Source organism: Haloactinopolyspora alba (assembly GCF_003014555.1).
In the GTDB taxonomy this organism is placed as follows: domain Bacteria; phylum Actinomycetota; class Actinomycetes; order Jiangellales; family Jiangellaceae; genus Haloactinopolyspora; species Haloactinopolyspora alba.
This window is the reverse complement of the sequence record NZ_PYGE01000017.1, coordinates 17,896-33,856: the sequence shown is the minus strand read 5'-3', so window position 1 is coordinate 33,856 and position 15,961 is coordinate 17,896. Positions and strand designations below refer to the sequence as shown.

Here is a 15,961-nt window from a genome sequence, read left to right as displayed (position 1 = left end):
TGACCCGTCCGCAGGGCGCCGGGCGGGACTCAGTTCGTCGTGTTCGGTGCGTCGGCGTCGGCGGCCGGTGCGAGAGTGCGCGGCGCCGAACGCAGCGGCGACAGCCAGGCGATGACAGCGGCGAGAAGCAGCGAGGCCTGGCAGGCGAGGATGGCGTCGTCGGCGTCCATACGTGTGGCGAGCACGCCGGCGAGCAGCGCCCCGACGGGATAGCCGACGCCGAACGTCGCCATCCGCCCGGCGGTCATGACCCGGCTCATCAGCGGTTCCGGCGTGACCTGCTGTCGCAGCGTCACCGAGATGGTGGCGATCATGATGTACATCACCGACCACAGGGCCACCAGGACGGCCGCGGGAAGCCAGGTCGACGGCAGCGACAGCGCGAGGCCGCTGACGGCCGCGACCGGGAGGATCAGCAACGCGGCGCGCACCCCGCCGAAACGGCGCACCAGCATCGGGACGACGACGCTGCCGACCACCGCGCCGACACCCCAGGCACCGTAGAGCACGCCGAGGCGCCAGTCGCCCTCACGCACGTCCAGGACGCGGTCCGCCCACACCACGAGCACCGCCATGAGGGAACCGGCGCTGAACGCGACCAGCGCGCCGATGACGATCATGATGCGCACGACCTCGTGCCGGACGATGAACCGCGCGCCGTCTCCCACGGCGGACCACCCGATCGCCGACCCCGCCGGCCGGGACGCGCTGAGCGGCCGGGCGATGCTGCGCACCAGCATGGCCGAGGCGACGAACGTCAGGACGTCGATGGCGATGACCGACGCGGGTGACACGACGACGATGAGCGCGCCGGCGATGACCGGAACGACCGTCTCGGCGACCGTGCTGCCGCCGAATACCAACGCGTTCGCGGACGGGAGCCGGTCGCGGGGGACGAGGCTGGGAAGTGCGCCCTGGTTGGCGGCGTCGAAGAAGACGAAGATCGTCCGCCCCACCAGCGCGGCGACGAGCACGTGCGGGGCGGTGAGCACGTCGAGCCACGCGGCGACCGGAATGGTGGCCAGCGTCGCCGCGGCCAGCAGGTCGGTGGTCACCATCATGCGGCGCCGGTCGACATGGTCGGCCATGACCCCCGCCAACAGGCCCAGCAGCAGGTAAGGTACCGCCTCGGCGACGATGACGAGCGACGTCCACGTCGGCGACCCGGTGATGCCGTAGATGAGGACCGGCAGCGCGATGAACGTGACCGCGGAGCCGGCCAGCGAGACGATGCGCGCCGCAACGTACCGGAACACATCGGGGTCACTGAGCAGGCGCGGGTGACGTGAAGTCGCCGAACGTGCCACCTTGAAGATCTCCTACCCCCCGAAGACTGAGCTTTACGCGGTAGGCAACATTATGACGGATTGCTTGTCAAGGTCGGCTCGAGTGTCACGCGGCGAGGTGAGATCTGTCGGGATTGCGGTGGATCGTCGGCGGAGTGTGGCAGGTGTGCCGTCGCCGTCCCCTGTGCGGCGACGGCACACCCACGACACCTCCATGACGCCGGGCACGAGCGGTCATGACGCGGTCACGGCAGGTGGCCGGTGTGATCTGGGTAACACCGGCGCCGCGTGGCGGACGCGGTCACCCGGCGCGCGACGGTGTCGGACCCGGCCCGTACTGTCGACCACGTCTCGGTGGCGCGGGCGACGCGGCCGCCGCCCGGTTCGTGGATCAGGAGGAGACCATGGGGTGGAGATGGCAGTTCGTCGCGGCGGACGGAGGCCCTGTCCAGGGGGTGGACGACGGCGCCGGGCGCCCCGAAGCGGGGTTCCCCACACAGTCCGACGCCGAGAGCTGGCTGGGTGAGCACTGGCGTGAACTGGCCGAGGCCGGAGTCGACGCGGTCATCCTGCGCCAGGACGACCGCGAGGTCTACGGCCCGATGAGCCTGAACCCGCCCGAGTAGCACGTCCGAGCCCGTCCAGGCGCGGCGAGCGACTCTTTTCCGGACAGCCGCTCGGCGTCAGTTCGCGTCGGTGCCCGTCAGTCGCCGGACGCTTCGGAATGCTCGGCCGCCTCGGCGGGCGCGTCGAGCTCTTTGGCGAAGAACCGGCTCAGGTCCGCGTCGGCGTAGTGCCCGAACGGCGCGGTCGGGGCGTAGCCGCTGGAGCTGTACAGCGTCATCGCCTCGGGCTGGCGGGTGCCCGTCTCGAGGATGACCCGACGGTAGCCGGCCTCGGCGGCCCGGGCCTCGAGCTCGGCCAGCAGGCGCCGGGCGTGGCCGTCGCCGCGGTGGTCGTGCGAGACGTACATCCGTTTGATCTCGGCCACGTCGTCGTCGTGGCGCCGGAAGCCGCCGGTGGCCACGGGCTCGTTGCCCACGAACCCGACGAGGAATCGCCCGTGCGGCGGCGCGAACTCGTCCGGCTCGACCGGGGAGTCGTCCGGGTCGCCGTAACGTTCCACGTACTCCTGCTGCAACTCGGTCTCGAGTGCGCGGACGACCGGGTCGGAATACCGCAGCGCCCGGACGAAGAGCCCCGTCTCGTCCCGGTCTGCGGTCGGTGCGCTACTCACACGTGAGTCCCTGGCTTGACGGCGGGCTTGGGCAGGCGAAGTCTACGGATCTGCGTGGCTCGGGTCACGGCGTAGATGGCGTTGCCCTTGGACGGTTCGTCCGGGAAGCGTCGACGGACCTCACGCTTGACCCGGGATCCCAGAATGCTCAGGTCGACGACCAGCAGGACCATGGCCACCACCCACACCAGCGTGGAGATCAGCTGGATCTCGGGGATGCCGATCAGGCTGGTGACCAGAATGACCAGGATGATCGGGAGGAAGAACTCCGCGATGGTGCGCCGCGAGTCGACGTAGTCGCGGATGAACTTCCGGACAGGTCCCTGGTCACGCTTCAGGAAGTAGCGTTCGTCGCCGGTGTTCATCGCCTGGCGGGTGCGGGCGCGTTCGGCGCGCATCCGCTCGCGGTCGCGACGGGCCTTCTCCCTGCGGTTCAGTGCCGGACGGACCCGCTCTTTGCGCGCCTTCTCGGCCTCGCTGCGCTTGGGCGTGGGACGGCCCTTGCCGGTCGGCTGCTCGGGCGCGACAGTGGGCTCCTGGGCAGCGGTGTCTTCGGTTTCAGTGGTGGCGCGGCGACGGAACACGCCTACCAGGGTAGGCCAGTACGCAACCGCCCCTGCCACTGCACGTCCGTACGCCGTAGGCTTGGATAGGCAACCACTGCAGACGGCAGTGCACAGCTCGAGAAAGGGATACCTGGCCAGATGGGGATCCTCCAGCGAATGTCCATGCTCTTCCGGGCCAAGGCCGACAAAGCACTCGACCGCGCCGAGGACCCCCGGGAGACGCTCGATTACTCCTACAAGAAGCAGCTCGACCTGCTTCAGAAGGTGCGCCGCGGCGTGGCCGACGTGGCCACGAGCCGCAAGCGCATCGAAGTCCAGATGACCCAGCTGCAGGGACAGTCCGACAAGCTCCAGGAGCAGGCGCAGAAGGCGTTGTCGCTCGGCCGCGAGGACCTCGCGCGCGAGGCTTTGACGCGCCGGTCGGGTGTGTCCAACCAGATTGCCGACCTGCAGAGCCAGCACGAGGCGTTGCAGGGCGAGGAAGAGAAGCTCAGCCTCGCCGCGCAGCGGCTGCAGGCGAAGGTCGAGTCCTTCCGCACCAAGAAGGAGACCATCAAGGCGAACTACACCGCCGCCGAGGCGCAGACCCGCGTCGGCGAGGCGTTCAGCGGCATCTCCGAAGAGATGAGCGACGTCGGCATGGCCGTGCAGCGTGCCGAGGACAAGACGCAGACGATGCAGGCCCGGGCGGGCGCCATCGACGAGTTGCTCGCCTCGGGTGCTCTGGAGGACCCGACGGGCACGGCCAAGGACGACATCAGCGCGGAGCTCGACCAGCTCGCCTCGACCAGTGACGTCGAGATGGAGCTGTCCCGGATGAAGGGGGAGATCTCCGGTGGCGCCGATCCGAAGCAGCTCGAGGGTCAGGGTGCGGAGCCGGCCGCCGACCCGCAGACCGAAGCACGGCGCCAGCGCGAGGAGGGGCAGCTGTGATCATCCGCATCATGGGTGAGGGCCAGTTCGAGGTCAGTGACGCCCACCTCGACGAACTCAACCGACTCGACGACGCTCTCGGTGAGGCCATCGACGCCGACGACGACACCGTCTTCCGTACCGCCCTCGAGGCACTGCTCGGCGAGGTCCGTCGTGTCGGCGCCCCGGTCGCCGACGACGTCCTGGTCGACAGCGACCTCGTGCTGCCGTTCGCGGAGGCGCACGTGGACGAGGTCCGCGAGCTGCTGACGGACGAGGGCCTCATCCCCGCCGAGCCGCCGGTGAAATGATCACGTTCACCATGGAATTCCCTGCGTCACCACCCTTGCAGGCCTGGTGATGCGGGGACAGTCCTGGTGATGGGGGCGGCCCGGGGCGGTGAGTCCCGCGCCGCCCCGTCCTTCCCGTGTCGATCACCAGCCGGCCGCGGCGTGAGTGCTCCGTGCCGGCGGTGACGACGAAGGAGCCACGGAACCGCACGGTCGTCGTCGACGTTGTCATCTCGGGTAACGCGGTGCCCGATCTCACGGGGGAGGAGGTGTCAGGTGGCGCGGACAAGGTTCGCTCCCGATCGAGGGCTCTCGGCGCGCATGGGCCTGACGATGGGCCTGCTCGCCGTCCTCTACGTCGTCCTGATCGGTGCTATCGCGCTGGCCGGCTTCGGCTGGGTCCTGGGCGTCGTCATCGGGCTCGGTGCGCTGTGGTTGCAGTGGTTCTTCTCCGACAAGCTCGCGCTGTCAGCCATGGGCGCCCACGAGGTCAGCCCGGCGGACGAGCCGGAGCTGCACGCGATGATCGACCGGCTGTGCGCACTTGCCGACATGCCCAAGCCGCGGGTCGCCGTTGCCGACGCCGATCTGCCCAACGCGTTCGCGGCGGGACGAAGCCCTGACCGTGCCGTGGTCTGCGTGACCCGCGGCATCCAGCGTCGCCTCGACGACCGTGAGCTCGAGGCGGTGCTTTCGCACGAGTTGTCGCACGTCGCACACCGTGACGTTCTGGTCATGACGGTCGCCTCGGTGGTCGGCGTGCTCGCGGGCATCATGACGCGGATGCTGCTGTGGACCGGGCTGATGCGTGGCGGGCGGAACAACAACGCCGCCGTCATGGTCCTGGTCGTGATGATCGTGGCGGCCGTGGTGTACGCGGTGAGCTTCCTGCTGACCCGGCTGCTGTCCCGTTACCGCGAGCTGGCCGCCGACCGGGCCGGTGCCATCCTGACCGGTCAGCCGTCGACGCTGGCCAGCGCATTGACCAAGATCTCAGGCGAGATGGCGAAGATCCCGCGGAAGGATCTGCGTCAGGCCGAGGCGTACAACGCGTTCTTCTTCGTCCCCGCGATGACCGGCAAGGTCGACATCGCGTCGCTGTTCGCTTCGCATCCGCCGTTGCAGAAGCGCCTCGATCAGCTGAACCGGATCTCCGTCGAGCTCGGGCAGGAGTGAGCCGTGGGTTTCCTGGACGCCCTGTTCGGCCGTTCCAAGCAGGCACAGCCGAACCTGGACGCGCTGTTCGCGCTGCCCACCGCCGCGCTGACGCTCGAGGCGTCGGCGCAGATGCATCCGACCGGCGTCGGCGCGGTGTGTTTCCGCCAGGTCGAGGGCGGTCCGTTCGCACGTCTCAAGGACGAGATCACCACGCTGCTCGGTGGGTCGCAGCCCGACGAGGTGACCGACGACTACGGATACACCTGGCTGGTGCTCCAGCGTGACCCGGCACGGATGTCCGAGCTGTGTACCGACCTGCACGCGGTGAACTCCACGCTGGAGTCGAACGGGTTCGGGCCGTCGCTGCTGTGCACCACCATCGGGCTGCGTTCGGACGAGGGGCAGGGGCTGGCGCTGGTGTACCTGTACAAGCGCGGCACCTTCTACCCGTTCGCGCCGGTCGACTCCGCGTCCCAGCGCCGGGACAACGCGTTGGAGCTGCAGGTACGGGCGCTGGTCGGCGGCGACCTGGCCATCGAGTCGGACGTGTCGCGCTGGTTCCCGGTCTGGGGTGCTCCGGGGCTCTGACGCCGCAACGCCGCCAGTCGTCAGTGCTCCCGACTGCTGCGCGTGCCTCGCTGTGTGCGACCGTGCCCGACCGCCGCCGCGCCCGCTCCGCCCCCGACGACGGCCGGGCTCGTCCGCCGTTCCATCACCAGGCGTGTGCACGCATCACCAGGCCTGTACGGGTGGTGACGCATGGAATTCCATGGTGAACGTGGTCATTCACGACTTGACGGCGCCGGTGCCGGGGAGGGCGAGCATCCGGTCCAGCGCGACCCGCGCCCAGTGCTCGGTGTCGTCGTCGACCTCGATGCGGTTGACGACCCGGCCCTCGGCCAGGTTCTCGAGCGCCCACACCAGGTGCGGCAGGTCGATGCGGTTCATGGTCGAGCAGAAGCACACGGTCTTGTCGAGGAAGACCACCGTCTTGTCCGGGTGCTCGTTCGCGAGCCGCTTGACCAGGTTGAGCTCCGTGCCGATGGCCCAGGCGGAGCCGGCGGGCGCCTCGGCGAGGGTCTTGATGATGTACTCCGTCGAGCCGACGTGGTCGGCGCTGGTCACGACCTCGTTCTTGCACTCGGGGTGGACCAGCACGTTGACGTCCGGGATCCGCTCGCGTACGTCGGCGACCGACTCGAGCGAGAACCGTCCGTGCACCGAGCAGTGCCCCTTCCACAGCAGGACGCGTGCGGCACGCAGCTCGTCGTCGGTGACGCCGAAGTCCGGTTTGTGCGGGTCGACGACCAGGCAGTCGTCCAGCGACAGGCCCAGCTGGAGGACGGCGGTGTTGCGGCCGAGGTGCTGGTCGGGAAGGAACAGCACCTTCTCGCCGTGCTCGAAGGCCCAGTCGAGAGCCTGGCGGGCGTTGCTGGACGTGCAGACGGCGCCGCCGTGCCTGCCGCAGAACGCCTTGATGTCGGCGGACGAGTTCATGTAGGTGATCGGCACCGTGGACTCGGCGACGCCGGCGTCGCCGAGTCGCGTCCACGCGTCGTCGACCTGCAGCGGCCGCGCCATGTCGGCCATGGAGCAGCCGGCCGCCAGATCGGGAAGCACGACCTGCTGGTGGTCGCCGGTCAGGATGTCGGCGGACTCGGCCATGAAGTGCACGCCGCAGAACACGATGAACTCCGCCTCGGGACGGGCGGCGGCGTCCTTGGCGAGCTTGAACGAGTCGCCGGTCACGTCGGCGAACTGGATGACCTCGTCGCGCTGGTAGTGGTGGCCCAGGACGAACGCGCGGTCACCGAGCGCCTCGCGGGCACGCCGTGCACGTTCGACGAGGTCGGGGTCGCTGGCCGCGGGGAGGTCTCCCGGGCACTCGACGCCGCGTTCGCTGGCCGGGTCGGCGTCGCGGCCCAGGAGCAGCAGGGGCAGGGGAGTTGCGGGGCCGCCCGATGTGGGCTGGCCGGTGTCGGTCACGGTCACGGCTCGTCAGCCTTTCGTCCGGCGACCGGCATGCCGCACGTCGTCGTCGGCTTGTCCGGCCGCATCACCTCGGCGTCGCGTACAACGCACGGTGCGCCCTCCATCGTCCCACGCCGTTCACCCGAACGGCACCGAAGGGACATACGGCGCGGGTGGCCGCATGTGCCGCAGGCCCAGGAATCCGTCCTGGTGGACGGCGAGACCCGCGGCCAGGCCGACGTCGACGGCCCACTCCTGCTCCGCTGTGAGATATCGCACGGCGACGTCGGTGTCGCCGGGTGCGAGCGACAGCGCGAACCACAGCAGCCGCTGCGCGATCGCCCTGCTGGTGGCCGCCAGTGGTCCCACCGACGAGCCGTCCAGCCAGGCGTAGCCGCTGCCGGTCAGCAGGTCGCAGACGAGCAGGGGGCCGTACCGGGCCAGCAGCGTGTGGTCGCCGCGGCGGGTCGCCCCGCGGACGCGGCGGTCGACGGAGTCGACGAGGTCGAGGTCGGCGTCGGTGCCGACGCGCACCCCTTCCATCACCGGCAGAGTCGCCCGGTCGACCCTTCCGGCCAGGCGCATCGTGGGGTGCACGGTGAACCCGGCGCCGCGATATCGCCGCAGCGCAGCGGGGTTCGGCAGGGCGCAGAGCATGCCGCGCAGGCAGCCGTCCCCGTAGTCGATCACGGCGTCCAGAAGCGCACGGCCGGCACCCCGGCCCTGCTGATCCGGGTCGACGGCGAAGCTCGAGAGGATCCACAGCAGGTCGCGCCGTGCGGCGAGGGCGACGCCGGCCACGTCGCCGCGGTCGTCGTCGAGCACCCAGCAGCCGCCGGGGTCGAGGGCCAGCAGATGCCGGGCACGGTCACTCCAGCGGTCGCGCGCCTGCGGCGACCGTTCGGTCCAGTGGCCGTCAGAGGTCCAGGTGAACGCCCGCGCGGTGATCCGCTCCGCCGCGCCGACGTCGCCGGTCTGCATGGGCCGGATGCGCATACGGCACACTCTGCCGCATGCGCATCCTCGTGGCACCGGACAAGTTCGCTGGAACACTCACCGCCGTCGAAGCCGCCGACGCGATCGCCGAGGGCTGGAACCGCACCGCCCCGGGCGACGAGGTCGTCGCCGTGCCGATGGCCGACGGCGGCCCCGGTTTCGTCGACGTGTTGCACTCGAGCATCGGCGGCGAACTGCTGGCGGTGACGGTACAGGGACCGCTGGGCGCCGCGGTGCCGGCGACGTTCCTGCGGGCCGGGACGACCGCGTACATCGAGTCCGCGCAGGCGTGCGGGCTGGCGCTGTTGCCGATGGCCGACGACGGCAGGACCCCCGAGCCGGGGGTGGCCGAGCGAGCGTCCACGTACGGCGTGGGCGAGTTGATCGCGCAGGCCCTGGAGGCCGGGGCCCGACGGATCGTGGTCGGGCTCGGCGGGTCGGGGACCAACGACGGCGGCGCCGGCATGCTGGCGGCCCTGGGAGCGACGAGCGTGCCGGACGAAGCCCTGACCGGCGGGCCGTTGGGTCTGGCCGGCATCGAGGAGCTCGACCTCGACCCGGTACGGCAGCGGATCGGCGACGTGAGCCTGGTGGCCGCCTCGGACGTGGAGAACCCGCTGCTCGGGCTGCGCGGAGCCACCAACGTGTTCGGTGCGCAGAAGGGGATCAGCACCGACGACGCCAAGCTCGCCGCCGACGGCGCCCTGGCGCAGTTCGCCGACCTGGCCGACCGGCGGCTGGCGGACGAGAAGGGCAGTGGTGCCGCCGGCGGACTCGGATACGCGCTGCGGCTGCTCGGTGGGCGTCGCGAGGCCGGCTTCGACACGGTCGCCGAGGCTGTCGGACTGCCGGACCTGGTGGCCGGGGTCGACCTCGTCATCACCGGTGAAGGCAAGCTGGACTGGCAGTCGATGAGCGGCAAGGTCGTCTCGGGGCTGGCGGGACTGGCGGGGCCGGCGATGCGTCCCTGCATCGCGATGGCCGGGGCGGTCCAGGTCGGTAACCGTGAGCTGCGCGCCAACGGCATCGAGGCGGCCTACTCGGTGGTCGACATGGTCGGCACCGACGACGCCTTCGCACACCCGGGCCGCAGCCTGGCCGCGGTGGCCGAGCGCGTGGCCAAGACGTGGAGCAGGTGATCGGCGTGGTCTCGTGTGCCACCATGGAAGTGCCAGGAATGAATGCTTGCCGGGTGCGCGTTGTCACCCCCAAGACGTAGTCGACACTCGTCAGGAGACCAACGATGACGGTTCAGGAACAGGCCACCGACGGCGGCGTCGTTCTCACCGAAGGCGCGGCGGCCAAGGTCAAGGGCCTGCTCGAACAGGAGGGGCGCGACGACCTCCAGTTGCGCATCGCGGTGCAGCCCGGCGGGTGCTCCGGTCTGCGGTACCAGCTCTTCTTCGATGAGCGCTCGCTCGACGGCGACGTCGTCAAGGACTTCGGTGGCGTCCACGTCGTCGTCGACCGGATGAGCGCCCCTTACCTCGGCGGCGCCACCATCGACTTCGTCGACACCATCGAGAAGCAGGGCTTCACCATCGACAACCCCAACGCCGGCGGATCCTGCGCCTGCGGCGACTCGTTCCACTGAGCGAGCTCCGCGATCCGACGCCGCTGACCACGGTCGCCGGCGGCGCATAACGCCGCCGTCCGCCATGGTCAGCGGCGTTCTCGTCCCCGGGGTTACGGGCTGTCCGGCGGGTCGTGCGGTTCCGCGTCCATGGTGCGGACAGGCATCGGCGGGCGAGGGACGAGCGAGCCGCGGGCGCGGACGGACGCGGAACCCCGCACCACCCGCTTGGCGAGTCAGGACAGGCGGCGCACGCGGTAGGCGGGCATGCCGTCCGCCGCCGGGAGCGCACCCACGTATTCGTGCCCGCGCATCCGGCACCACGCGGGGACGTCCGTCGCGGCGGCCGGGTCGTCGGCCGCCACTTCCACGACATCGCCGACGGCGACGTCGCTCAGTCGCCGCGCCAGTTCGATGACGGGCAGCGGGCAGCGCATGCCCCGGCAGTCCAGGGTCAGGCTCGCGGTCTGTTCACTCACGGCGCCGCCGCCTCCTGTCGCAGCCGGCCGACCACGTCCGTGACCACTGCCAGGAACTCGTCGACCTCGTCGATGGTGACGTCCGGGCCCAGCGACACGCGCACGTTGCCGTGCGTCAGCGCGCCCATGGCCTCGAGGACGTGGCTCGGCTGCAGGGTGCTGGACGTGCACGACGAACCGCTCGAGACCGCGTACCCGGCCCGGTCCAGCTCCGTCACCAGTGCCTCGCCGTCGAGGTAGAGACACGAGAACGTCACCAGGTGCGGCAGCCGGTGGCGCGGATGCCCGACCACGTCGACGTCCGACAGCAGGCCGGGCACGCGTGCCCGGATCCGCTCCGTCAGTTCGGCGTGCCGCGTGGCGAGCTCGGCGGCCTCTTCGGCCCGAGCCCGTAGGGCCGCTGCGGCCGCCAGCACGCCCGGCACGTTCTGGACGCCCGGCACCCGTCCGTTCTCGCGCTCGTCCTCCGGCCATGGCGACCGCCACCGCGCGCCGCGGCGCACGGCCAGCACGCCCACGCCGGGCGGCCCGCCCCACTTGTGTGCGCTGGCCGTCAGCAGTGACCAGCGCGTTGGCAGCTCGGTGCGCCCGACCGCCTGTGCGGCGTCGGTGAGCAGGGCGACACCGTGCCGCTCGCAGTGCTCGGCGACCTCGTCGACCGGTTGAACCGTGCCGACCTCGTGGTTGGCCGTCTGCAGGCACGCGAGCACGCTCGCCGGATGTATCGCGCGGGCGAACTCGTCGGCGTCGACGCTGCCGAGCCCGTCGACGCCCACCTGCCGCGTCACCGCGCCCTGCGGGCCGAGCGCGGCCGCGGAGTGCAGCACGGAGGAGTGCTCCACGGCGGAGACGACGATCTCCGAACGCGCCCGCTCCCGCGCCGCGAACGCCCCCAACACGGCCGAGTGCACGGCGTGCGTGCCGCCGGCCGTGAACGACACCTCGTCCGGCCGGCAGCCCAGCACGGCGGCGACGATCTCGCGGGCGTTGTCCAGCAACATGCGGGCGCGGCGCGCGGAGCCGTACAGGCGCGCCGGGTCGGCCCAGCCGTCGTCGTGTGCGCTGAGCAGCACCTCGCGCGCGGCCGGGTGCAACGGCTCGCCGGAAGCGGCGTCGAAATGTCGCGTGCGGCGCCGGTCAACGGGCTCGTCGGCGGGGGCGTCGGCATGCGTAGACACGCCACGTGTGGACATCGTCGAACCTCCCGGATTGGCGACGGGTCGCAACCGCTAGGGTGGGGCCCGACAGCACAAGTTTGCTCTCGACACCGGTCCGGTTGCGAGTCGCCGGAAGCGTCGGGGAGCGGTCGTAGAGAAGGGCGCCTCGTGGGTCAGTCTGGCAGGGTTCGCCCGGCGCGTCGTCGGGCCATGGCTGCCGCCGTCATCGCCGGTGCGGTCTTCGTGTTGACCGGATGTTCGGCCGAGACGAACGAGCAGTGGTCGCGGCTGGGACTGCCCGAGCCGGCGACCGAGGAAACACCGCTGATCGGCAACCTCTGGGTCGGCTCGTGGATCGCGGCGTTCGCCGTCGGCATCCTCGTGTGGGGTCTGATTCTGTGGGCCGTGGTGGCCTATCGGCGCCGCAGCGACGAGCTGCCGACGCAGACCCGGTTCAACATGCCCATCGAGTTTCTGTACACGGTGACTCCGCTGGTGGTCATCGCGGCGCTGTTCTACTTCACGGTCGACCACCAGAACCAGATCCTCGACACGTCCGAGGAGCCCGACGTCGAGATCGGCGTCATCGGGCAGCAGTGGTCGTGGACGTTCAACTACCTCGACGAGGACGTGTACGAGGTCGGCACGACCACGGACATCCCGACGCTGTACCTGCCTGTCGGGCAGACGGTGGAGTTCACGCTGGACTCGCCGGACGTTATCCACTCGTTCTGGATCCCGTCGTTCTACATGAAGATGGACGTCATTCCGGGACGCACGAACTCGTTCCAGGTCACCCCGGACCGCCAGGGCAGCTACTCGGGCAAGTGCGCGGAGCTGTGCGGCGCCTACCACTCGTCCATGGTGTTCAACGTCGAGGTCGTCTCCGAGCAGGAGTACGAGGATCAGATGCAGCAACTGCGTGACGAGGGGCAGACCGGCGAGATCGAGGCGCCGCTGCGTGGCTCCTACTCCGAGACGCCGCTGACCGAGGCTGGGGGCGAGCAGTGACCACCTACCTCGAGCGCACCGCCACGGTCGCGACCGACCCGACGGCGCGCCCCAAGCGCAAGGGCAACGTCGCGGTCCGGTGGATGTCCTCCACCGACCACAAGATCATCGGGTACATGTACCTGATCACCTCGTTCGGGTTCTTTCTGTTCGGTGGTGTGCTGGCGCTGCTGATCCGTGCCGAGCTCTACGCTCCGGGCGAGCAGGTCGTCAGCGACGGGTTCTACAACCAGCTGTTCACCATGCACGGCACGATCATGCTGTTGCTGTTCGCGACGCCGCTGTTCATCGGCTTCGGCAACGTGATCGTCCCGTTGCAGATCGGCGCACCGGATGTCGCGTTCCCACGGCTGAACATGTTCAGCTTCTACCTGTTCGCGCTGGGCGGGCTGATCGTGTGCGCCGGGTTCGTCACACCCGGCGGCGCGGCCGACTTCGGCTGGTTCGCCTACACGCCGTTGTCGACGGCGGTGTACGCGCCGAACGTCGGCGGTGACCTGTGGGTCGCCGGCCTGGCCATGAGCGGTTTCGGCACCATCTTCGGCGCGGTGAACTTCATCACCACCATCGTGTGCATGCGCGCGCCCGGCATCACGATGTTCCGGATGCCGATCTTCACCTGGAACATCCTGGTCACCAGCATCCTGGTGCTGATCGCATTCCCGCTGCTTGCCGCGGCGCTGTTCGCGCTGTTCGCCGACCGGAACCTCGGCACGCTCATCTTCGACCCATCGGCCGGTGGTGCGGTCCTTTGGCAGCACCTGTTCTGGTTCTTCGGTCATCCCGAGGTCTACATCATCGCGTTGCCGTTCTTCGGCATCATCACCGAGGTCATCCCGGTGTTCAGCCGCAAGCCGGTGTTCGGCTACAAGGGCCTGGTGCTCGCGACGCTGTCGATCGGCGGGCTGTCGGTGGCCGTGTGGGCGCACCACATGTACGTCACCGGCGCGGTCGAGTTGCCGTTCTTCGCCGCGATGACGATGCTCATCGCGGTCCCCACGGGGCTGAAGTTCTTCGCCTGGATCGGCACCATGTGGCGCGGGTCGCTGACGTTCGAGACACCGATGCTGTTCGCCATCGGGTTCATGGTGACGTTCCTGTTCGGTGGCCTGACCGGTGTCATCCTCGCCTCGCCGCCGCTGGACTTCCATGCGTCGGACAGCTACTTCGTCGTGGCGCACTTCCACTACGTGGTGTTCGGCACCGTCGTCTTCGCGATGTTCGCCGGGTTCTACTTCTGGTGGCCCAAGTTCACCGGCCGGATGCTCGACGAGCGGCTCGGGAAGATCCATTTCTGGACGCTGTTCCTCGGGTTCCACGGGACCTTCCTGGTCCAGCACTGGCTGGGCGTCGAGGGCATGCCGCGCCGGTACTCCGACTACTTCCCCGAGGACGGGTTCACCGCGCTGAACCAGGTGTCCACGGTCAGCTCGTTCCTGCTGGCGGCGTCCACCCTGCCGTTCCTCTGGAACGTGTGGAAGGCACGGCTGGCGCCGAAGGTGGCCATGGACGACCCGTGGGGCTTCGGCGCGTCGCTGGAGTGGGCGACGTCGTCGCCGCCGCCCCGGCACAACTTCACGTCCCTGCCGAGGGTCCGCAGCGAGCGACCTGCGTTCGATCTGAAGTACCCGGAAGCCGCCGAACAGTCCCAGTTGAAACCGGCGAATGCCGGACCGGGGGTCCAGGTGCTGGGCCCGGCCGACGCTGAGGAGCCGAAGCAGTGAGGATCGAAGGCATGATCTTCGTGATCGTGGCGATCTTCTTCGCCGTGATCACGCCGATCTACTGGTTCATGTCGGAGGACCCGACCGGCACGACGGCGCTCGTGCTGACGTTCGGCCTCGGCGGGATGATCGCGTTCTACTTCATGCTCCTGTCGCGGCGCATCGAACCGCGTCCGGAGGACCGGCACGACGGCGAGGTCGAGGAGCTGGCCGGCGAGTACGGCTTCTTCAGCCCGCACTCCTGGTGGCCGCTCGCCGGCGCCTCTGCCGCGGCGGTGGTGTTCCTCGGGCTGGTCTTCGCCTGGTTCATCTTCATCATCGGCGTGGCGCTCGCCGCGATGGCCGTGGTCGGCTGGGTGTTCGAGTACTACCGGGGTGAGTACGCGCACTGATCAGTGCGGTGGGCACGCTGTCCACAACGCCCGCTCGTTCCGGCGGCTGTCCACAGATTGGTTCGCTGACCTTGGACCGGCATGGCCGGCCGGGAAGAGTCAGCGGCATGAATCCACGTGAACCCGGTCCCGGCCCGGTAGAGCTGGGCGACCTGTCCGAGACACTGTCCGCCATCCCGCACCTGCTGGGCTTTCATCCCGAGGAGAGCCTGGTCATCGTCTGCCTGCACGGTGAGCGGCGCCGGCTCGGCCTCGTGCTGCGGATCGACCTGCCCGACGTCGGCGAGCCCGGGTGGGTGAGCGAGATCGTGGCGCGGGTGCGGTACGAGCAGGCTTGCGGCGTCGTCGTCGCGTGCTACACGGACGCTCCCGGCGGTGCGCGCGCAGAGCCTCGGCGGGCCCTGATCGACGCGTTGTGCGCCGGTCTGGAAGACCGCGGCGTTCAGGTCCACGATGCGGCGCTGGTCCGTGACGGGCGGCGATGGTCGTACATGTGCCGGGAGCCCTCGTGCTGCCCGCCGGACGGTGTCGAGCTCGGGTCGATGTCTGGTGCCGCCGCTCGGTTGGGCGCCGAGCGGACGTTCAACGGACGCGGTGTACTGCCCTCGCGCGCCGAGCTGGCCGCGGGGGTCGCCGGGCCCACCGGCGAACGGCTGACGCAGATGCGGGCCGCCGTGGCGGCCGGCGAACAAGAGCTGCGGCGCGTGCGACGGGACGAGGGAGCCGACGGCGCCCGGTCGGTCACGACGCGGTGGGTGGAAGCGGTGTGGGCGGCGTACAGCGCGGGTGCGTGCGGCATGGCGGACGAGGTCGCCGGACGGATCTGCGCCGGTGTCGTCGACCCCGAGGCTCGCGATCGGGTGGCGTCCATGCCGGTAGGGACCGGGGGAGGCGCGCAGGACGGCGGTGTGTGGCTGGCGATGCTCTCCGAGCTCGCTCGACGCAGCCCGGACGAGTCGGCGGCCCCGGCCTGCACTCTCCTCGCCTGGGTCGCCTATCAGTTCGGCGAGGGGGCGCTGGCCAACGTGGCGCTGGAGCGTGCCCTGCGGGTGGATCCCGCGTACCGGATGGCGCAGATGCTGGCCGACAGCCTGAACCGGCAGATCAGCCCGGAGGCCATCCGCGAGGTCTCGCGCGCGGTGTGGGAGCGCCTGGACACGTCACAGCCGGCGGACGGTGCAGCCGCGAGGAAGGCCGCCGGATAGGCTC

Annotated in this window: 18 protein-coding genes; 11 read left to right on the top strand and 7 right to left on the bottom strand. The window is 70.0% G+C overall.

What is annotated here, in order from left to right; all coding sequences use genetic code 11:
• Positions 1-29 precede the first annotated feature (29 nt).
• The gene (locus CLV30_RS19545; protein WP_165358776.1) at positions 30-1,256 is read right to left on the bottom strand and encodes an MFS transporter; all 1,227 of its coding nucleotides are present in this window, start codon (positions 1,254-1,256) and stop codon (positions 30-32) included.
• 293 nt (positions 1,257-1,549) lie between these two features.
• Here CLV30_RS19545 and CLV30_RS27055 point away from each other — a divergent pair, with 293 nt between their 5' ends.
• Positions 1,550-1,912 (top strand): hypothetical protein, encoded by a 363-nt coding sequence (locus CLV30_RS27055; RefSeq protein ID WP_211300083.1) that lies wholly within the window; start codon positions 1,550-1,552, stop codon positions 1,910-1,912.
• A 77-nt stretch (positions 1,913-1,989) separates the two neighbouring features.
• Here CLV30_RS27055 and CLV30_RS19535 read toward each other — a convergent pair whose 3' ends face one another.
• Both CLV30_RS19535 and CLV30_RS19530 read right to left on the bottom strand, forming a co-directional pair.
• Positions 1,990-2,523, bottom strand: a complete 534-nt coding sequence (locus CLV30_RS19535) for a GNAT family N-acetyltransferase (RefSeq protein WP_240723404.1) — start codon at positions 2,521-2,523, stop codon at positions 1,990-1,992.
• On the bottom strand, positions 2,520-3,107 hold the full coding sequence (locus CLV30_RS19530) for a DUF3043 domain-containing protein (RefSeq protein WP_106538917.1): 588 nt from the start codon (positions 3,105-3,107) through the stop codon (positions 2,520-2,522). The genes CLV30_RS19535 and CLV30_RS19530 overlap by 4 nt, the downstream gene beginning before the upstream one ends.
• Positions 3,108-3,227: 120 nt before the next feature.
• Here CLV30_RS19530 and CLV30_RS19525 point away from each other — a divergent pair, with 120 nt between their 5' ends.
• The 4 genes from CLV30_RS19525 (at position 3,228) to pspAB (ending at position 6,037) form a co-directional block, all read left to right on the top strand.
• Complete coding sequence (locus CLV30_RS19525; protein WP_106538916.1) at positions 3,228-4,022, top strand: PspA/IM30 family protein; 795 nt, start codon at positions 3,228-3,230, stop codon at positions 4,020-4,022.
• Positions 4,019-4,312, top strand: coding sequence for a PspA-associated protein PspAA (gene pspAA / locus CLV30_RS19520; RefSeq protein ID WP_106538915.1), 294 nt, complete (start codon positions 4,019-4,021; stop codon positions 4,310-4,312). The genes CLV30_RS19525 and pspAA overlap by 4 nt, the downstream gene beginning before the upstream one ends.
• 255 nt (positions 4,313-4,567) lie before the next feature.
• Positions 4,568-5,467, top strand: coding sequence for a zinc metalloprotease HtpX (gene htpX / locus CLV30_RS19515; RefSeq protein WP_106538914.1), 900 nt, complete (start codon positions 4,568-4,570; stop codon positions 5,465-5,467).
• Between the two features lie 3 nt (positions 5,468-5,470).
• Positions 5,471-6,037, top strand: a complete 567-nt coding sequence (gene pspAB, locus CLV30_RS19510; RefSeq protein WP_106538913.1) for a PspA-associated protein PspAB — start codon at positions 5,471-5,473, stop codon at positions 6,035-6,037.
• A 198-nt stretch (positions 6,038-6,235) separates the two neighbouring features.
• On the opposite strand, the gene nadA is transcribed toward pspAB, so the two are convergent.
• Together nadA and CLV30_RS19500 are read right to left on the bottom strand one after the other, a co-directional pair.
• Positions 6,236-7,441 carry a quinolinate synthase NadA gene (nadA, locus tag CLV30_RS19505; RefSeq protein WP_205741133.1) on the bottom strand — a complete coding sequence of 402 codons (1,206 nt, stop codon included), beginning with the start codon at positions 7,439-7,441 and terminating at the stop codon, positions 6,236-6,238.
• A gap of 117 nt (positions 7,442-7,558) precedes the next feature.
• Positions 7,559-8,416, bottom strand: a complete 858-nt coding sequence (locus tag CLV30_RS19500) for a GNAT family N-acetyltransferase (RefSeq protein ID WP_106538912.1) — start codon at positions 8,414-8,416, stop codon at positions 7,559-7,561.
• A 17-nt stretch (positions 8,417-8,433) separates the two neighbouring features.
• On the opposite strand from CLV30_RS19500, the gene CLV30_RS19495 reads away from it, so the two are divergent.
• Together CLV30_RS19495 and CLV30_RS19490 are read left to right on the top strand one after the other, a co-directional pair.
• Complete coding sequence (locus CLV30_RS19495; protein ID WP_106538911.1) at positions 8,434-9,555, top strand: glycerate kinase family protein; 1,122 nt, start codon at positions 8,434-8,436, stop codon at positions 9,553-9,555.
• A 104-nt stretch (positions 9,556-9,659) separates the two neighbouring features.
• Entirely contained in the window at positions 9,660-10,010 is a 351-nt protein-coding gene (locus tag CLV30_RS19490; RefSeq protein WP_106538910.1) for a HesB/IscA family protein, read from the top strand.
• 215 nt (positions 10,011-10,225) lie between these two features.
• On the opposite strand, the gene CLV30_RS19485 is transcribed toward CLV30_RS19490, so the two are convergent.
• Positions 10,226-10,426, bottom strand: coding sequence for a sulfurtransferase TusA family protein (locus CLV30_RS19485; protein ID WP_106538989.1), 201 nt, complete (start codon positions 10,424-10,426; stop codon positions 10,226-10,228).
• A 38-nt stretch (positions 10,427-10,464) separates the two neighbouring features.
• Positions 10,465-11,661 carry a cysteine desulfurase family protein gene (locus CLV30_RS19480; protein ID WP_106538909.1) on the bottom strand — a complete coding sequence of 399 codons (1,197 nt, stop codon included), beginning with the start codon at positions 11,659-11,661 and terminating at the stop codon, positions 10,465-10,467.
• A gap of 174 nt (positions 11,662-11,835) precedes the next feature.
• Between CLV30_RS19480 and ctaC the strand changes: the two genes are divergently transcribed.
• From ctaC to CLV30_RS19460, 4 genes are all read left to right on the top strand, one after another.
• Positions 11,836-12,636 carry an aa3-type cytochrome oxidase subunit II gene (gene ctaC / locus CLV30_RS19475; RefSeq protein ID WP_106538908.1) on the top strand — a complete coding sequence of 267 codons (801 nt, stop codon included), beginning with the start codon at positions 11,836-11,838 and terminating at the stop codon, positions 12,634-12,636.
• A gap of 83 nt (positions 12,637-12,719) precedes the next feature.
• The gene (ctaD, locus tag CLV30_RS19470) at positions 12,720-14,360 is read left to right on the top strand and encodes an aa3-type cytochrome oxidase subunit I (protein ID WP_106538988.1); all 1,641 of its coding nucleotides are present in this window, start codon (positions 12,720-12,722) and stop codon (positions 14,358-14,360) included.
• A gap of 11 nt (positions 14,361-14,371) precedes the next feature.
• Positions 14,372-14,752: a cytochrome c oxidase subunit 4 gene (locus tag CLV30_RS19465; protein WP_205741134.1), complete on the top strand. Its 381-nt coding sequence runs from the start codon at positions 14,372-14,374 to the stop codon at positions 14,750-14,752.
• A 107-nt stretch (positions 14,753-14,859) separates the two neighbouring features.
• Entirely contained in the window at positions 14,860-15,957 is a 1,098-nt protein-coding gene (locus tag CLV30_RS19460) for a DUF4192 domain-containing protein (RefSeq protein ID WP_106538906.1), read from the top strand.
• Positions 15,958-15,961: the final 4 nt, after the last annotated feature.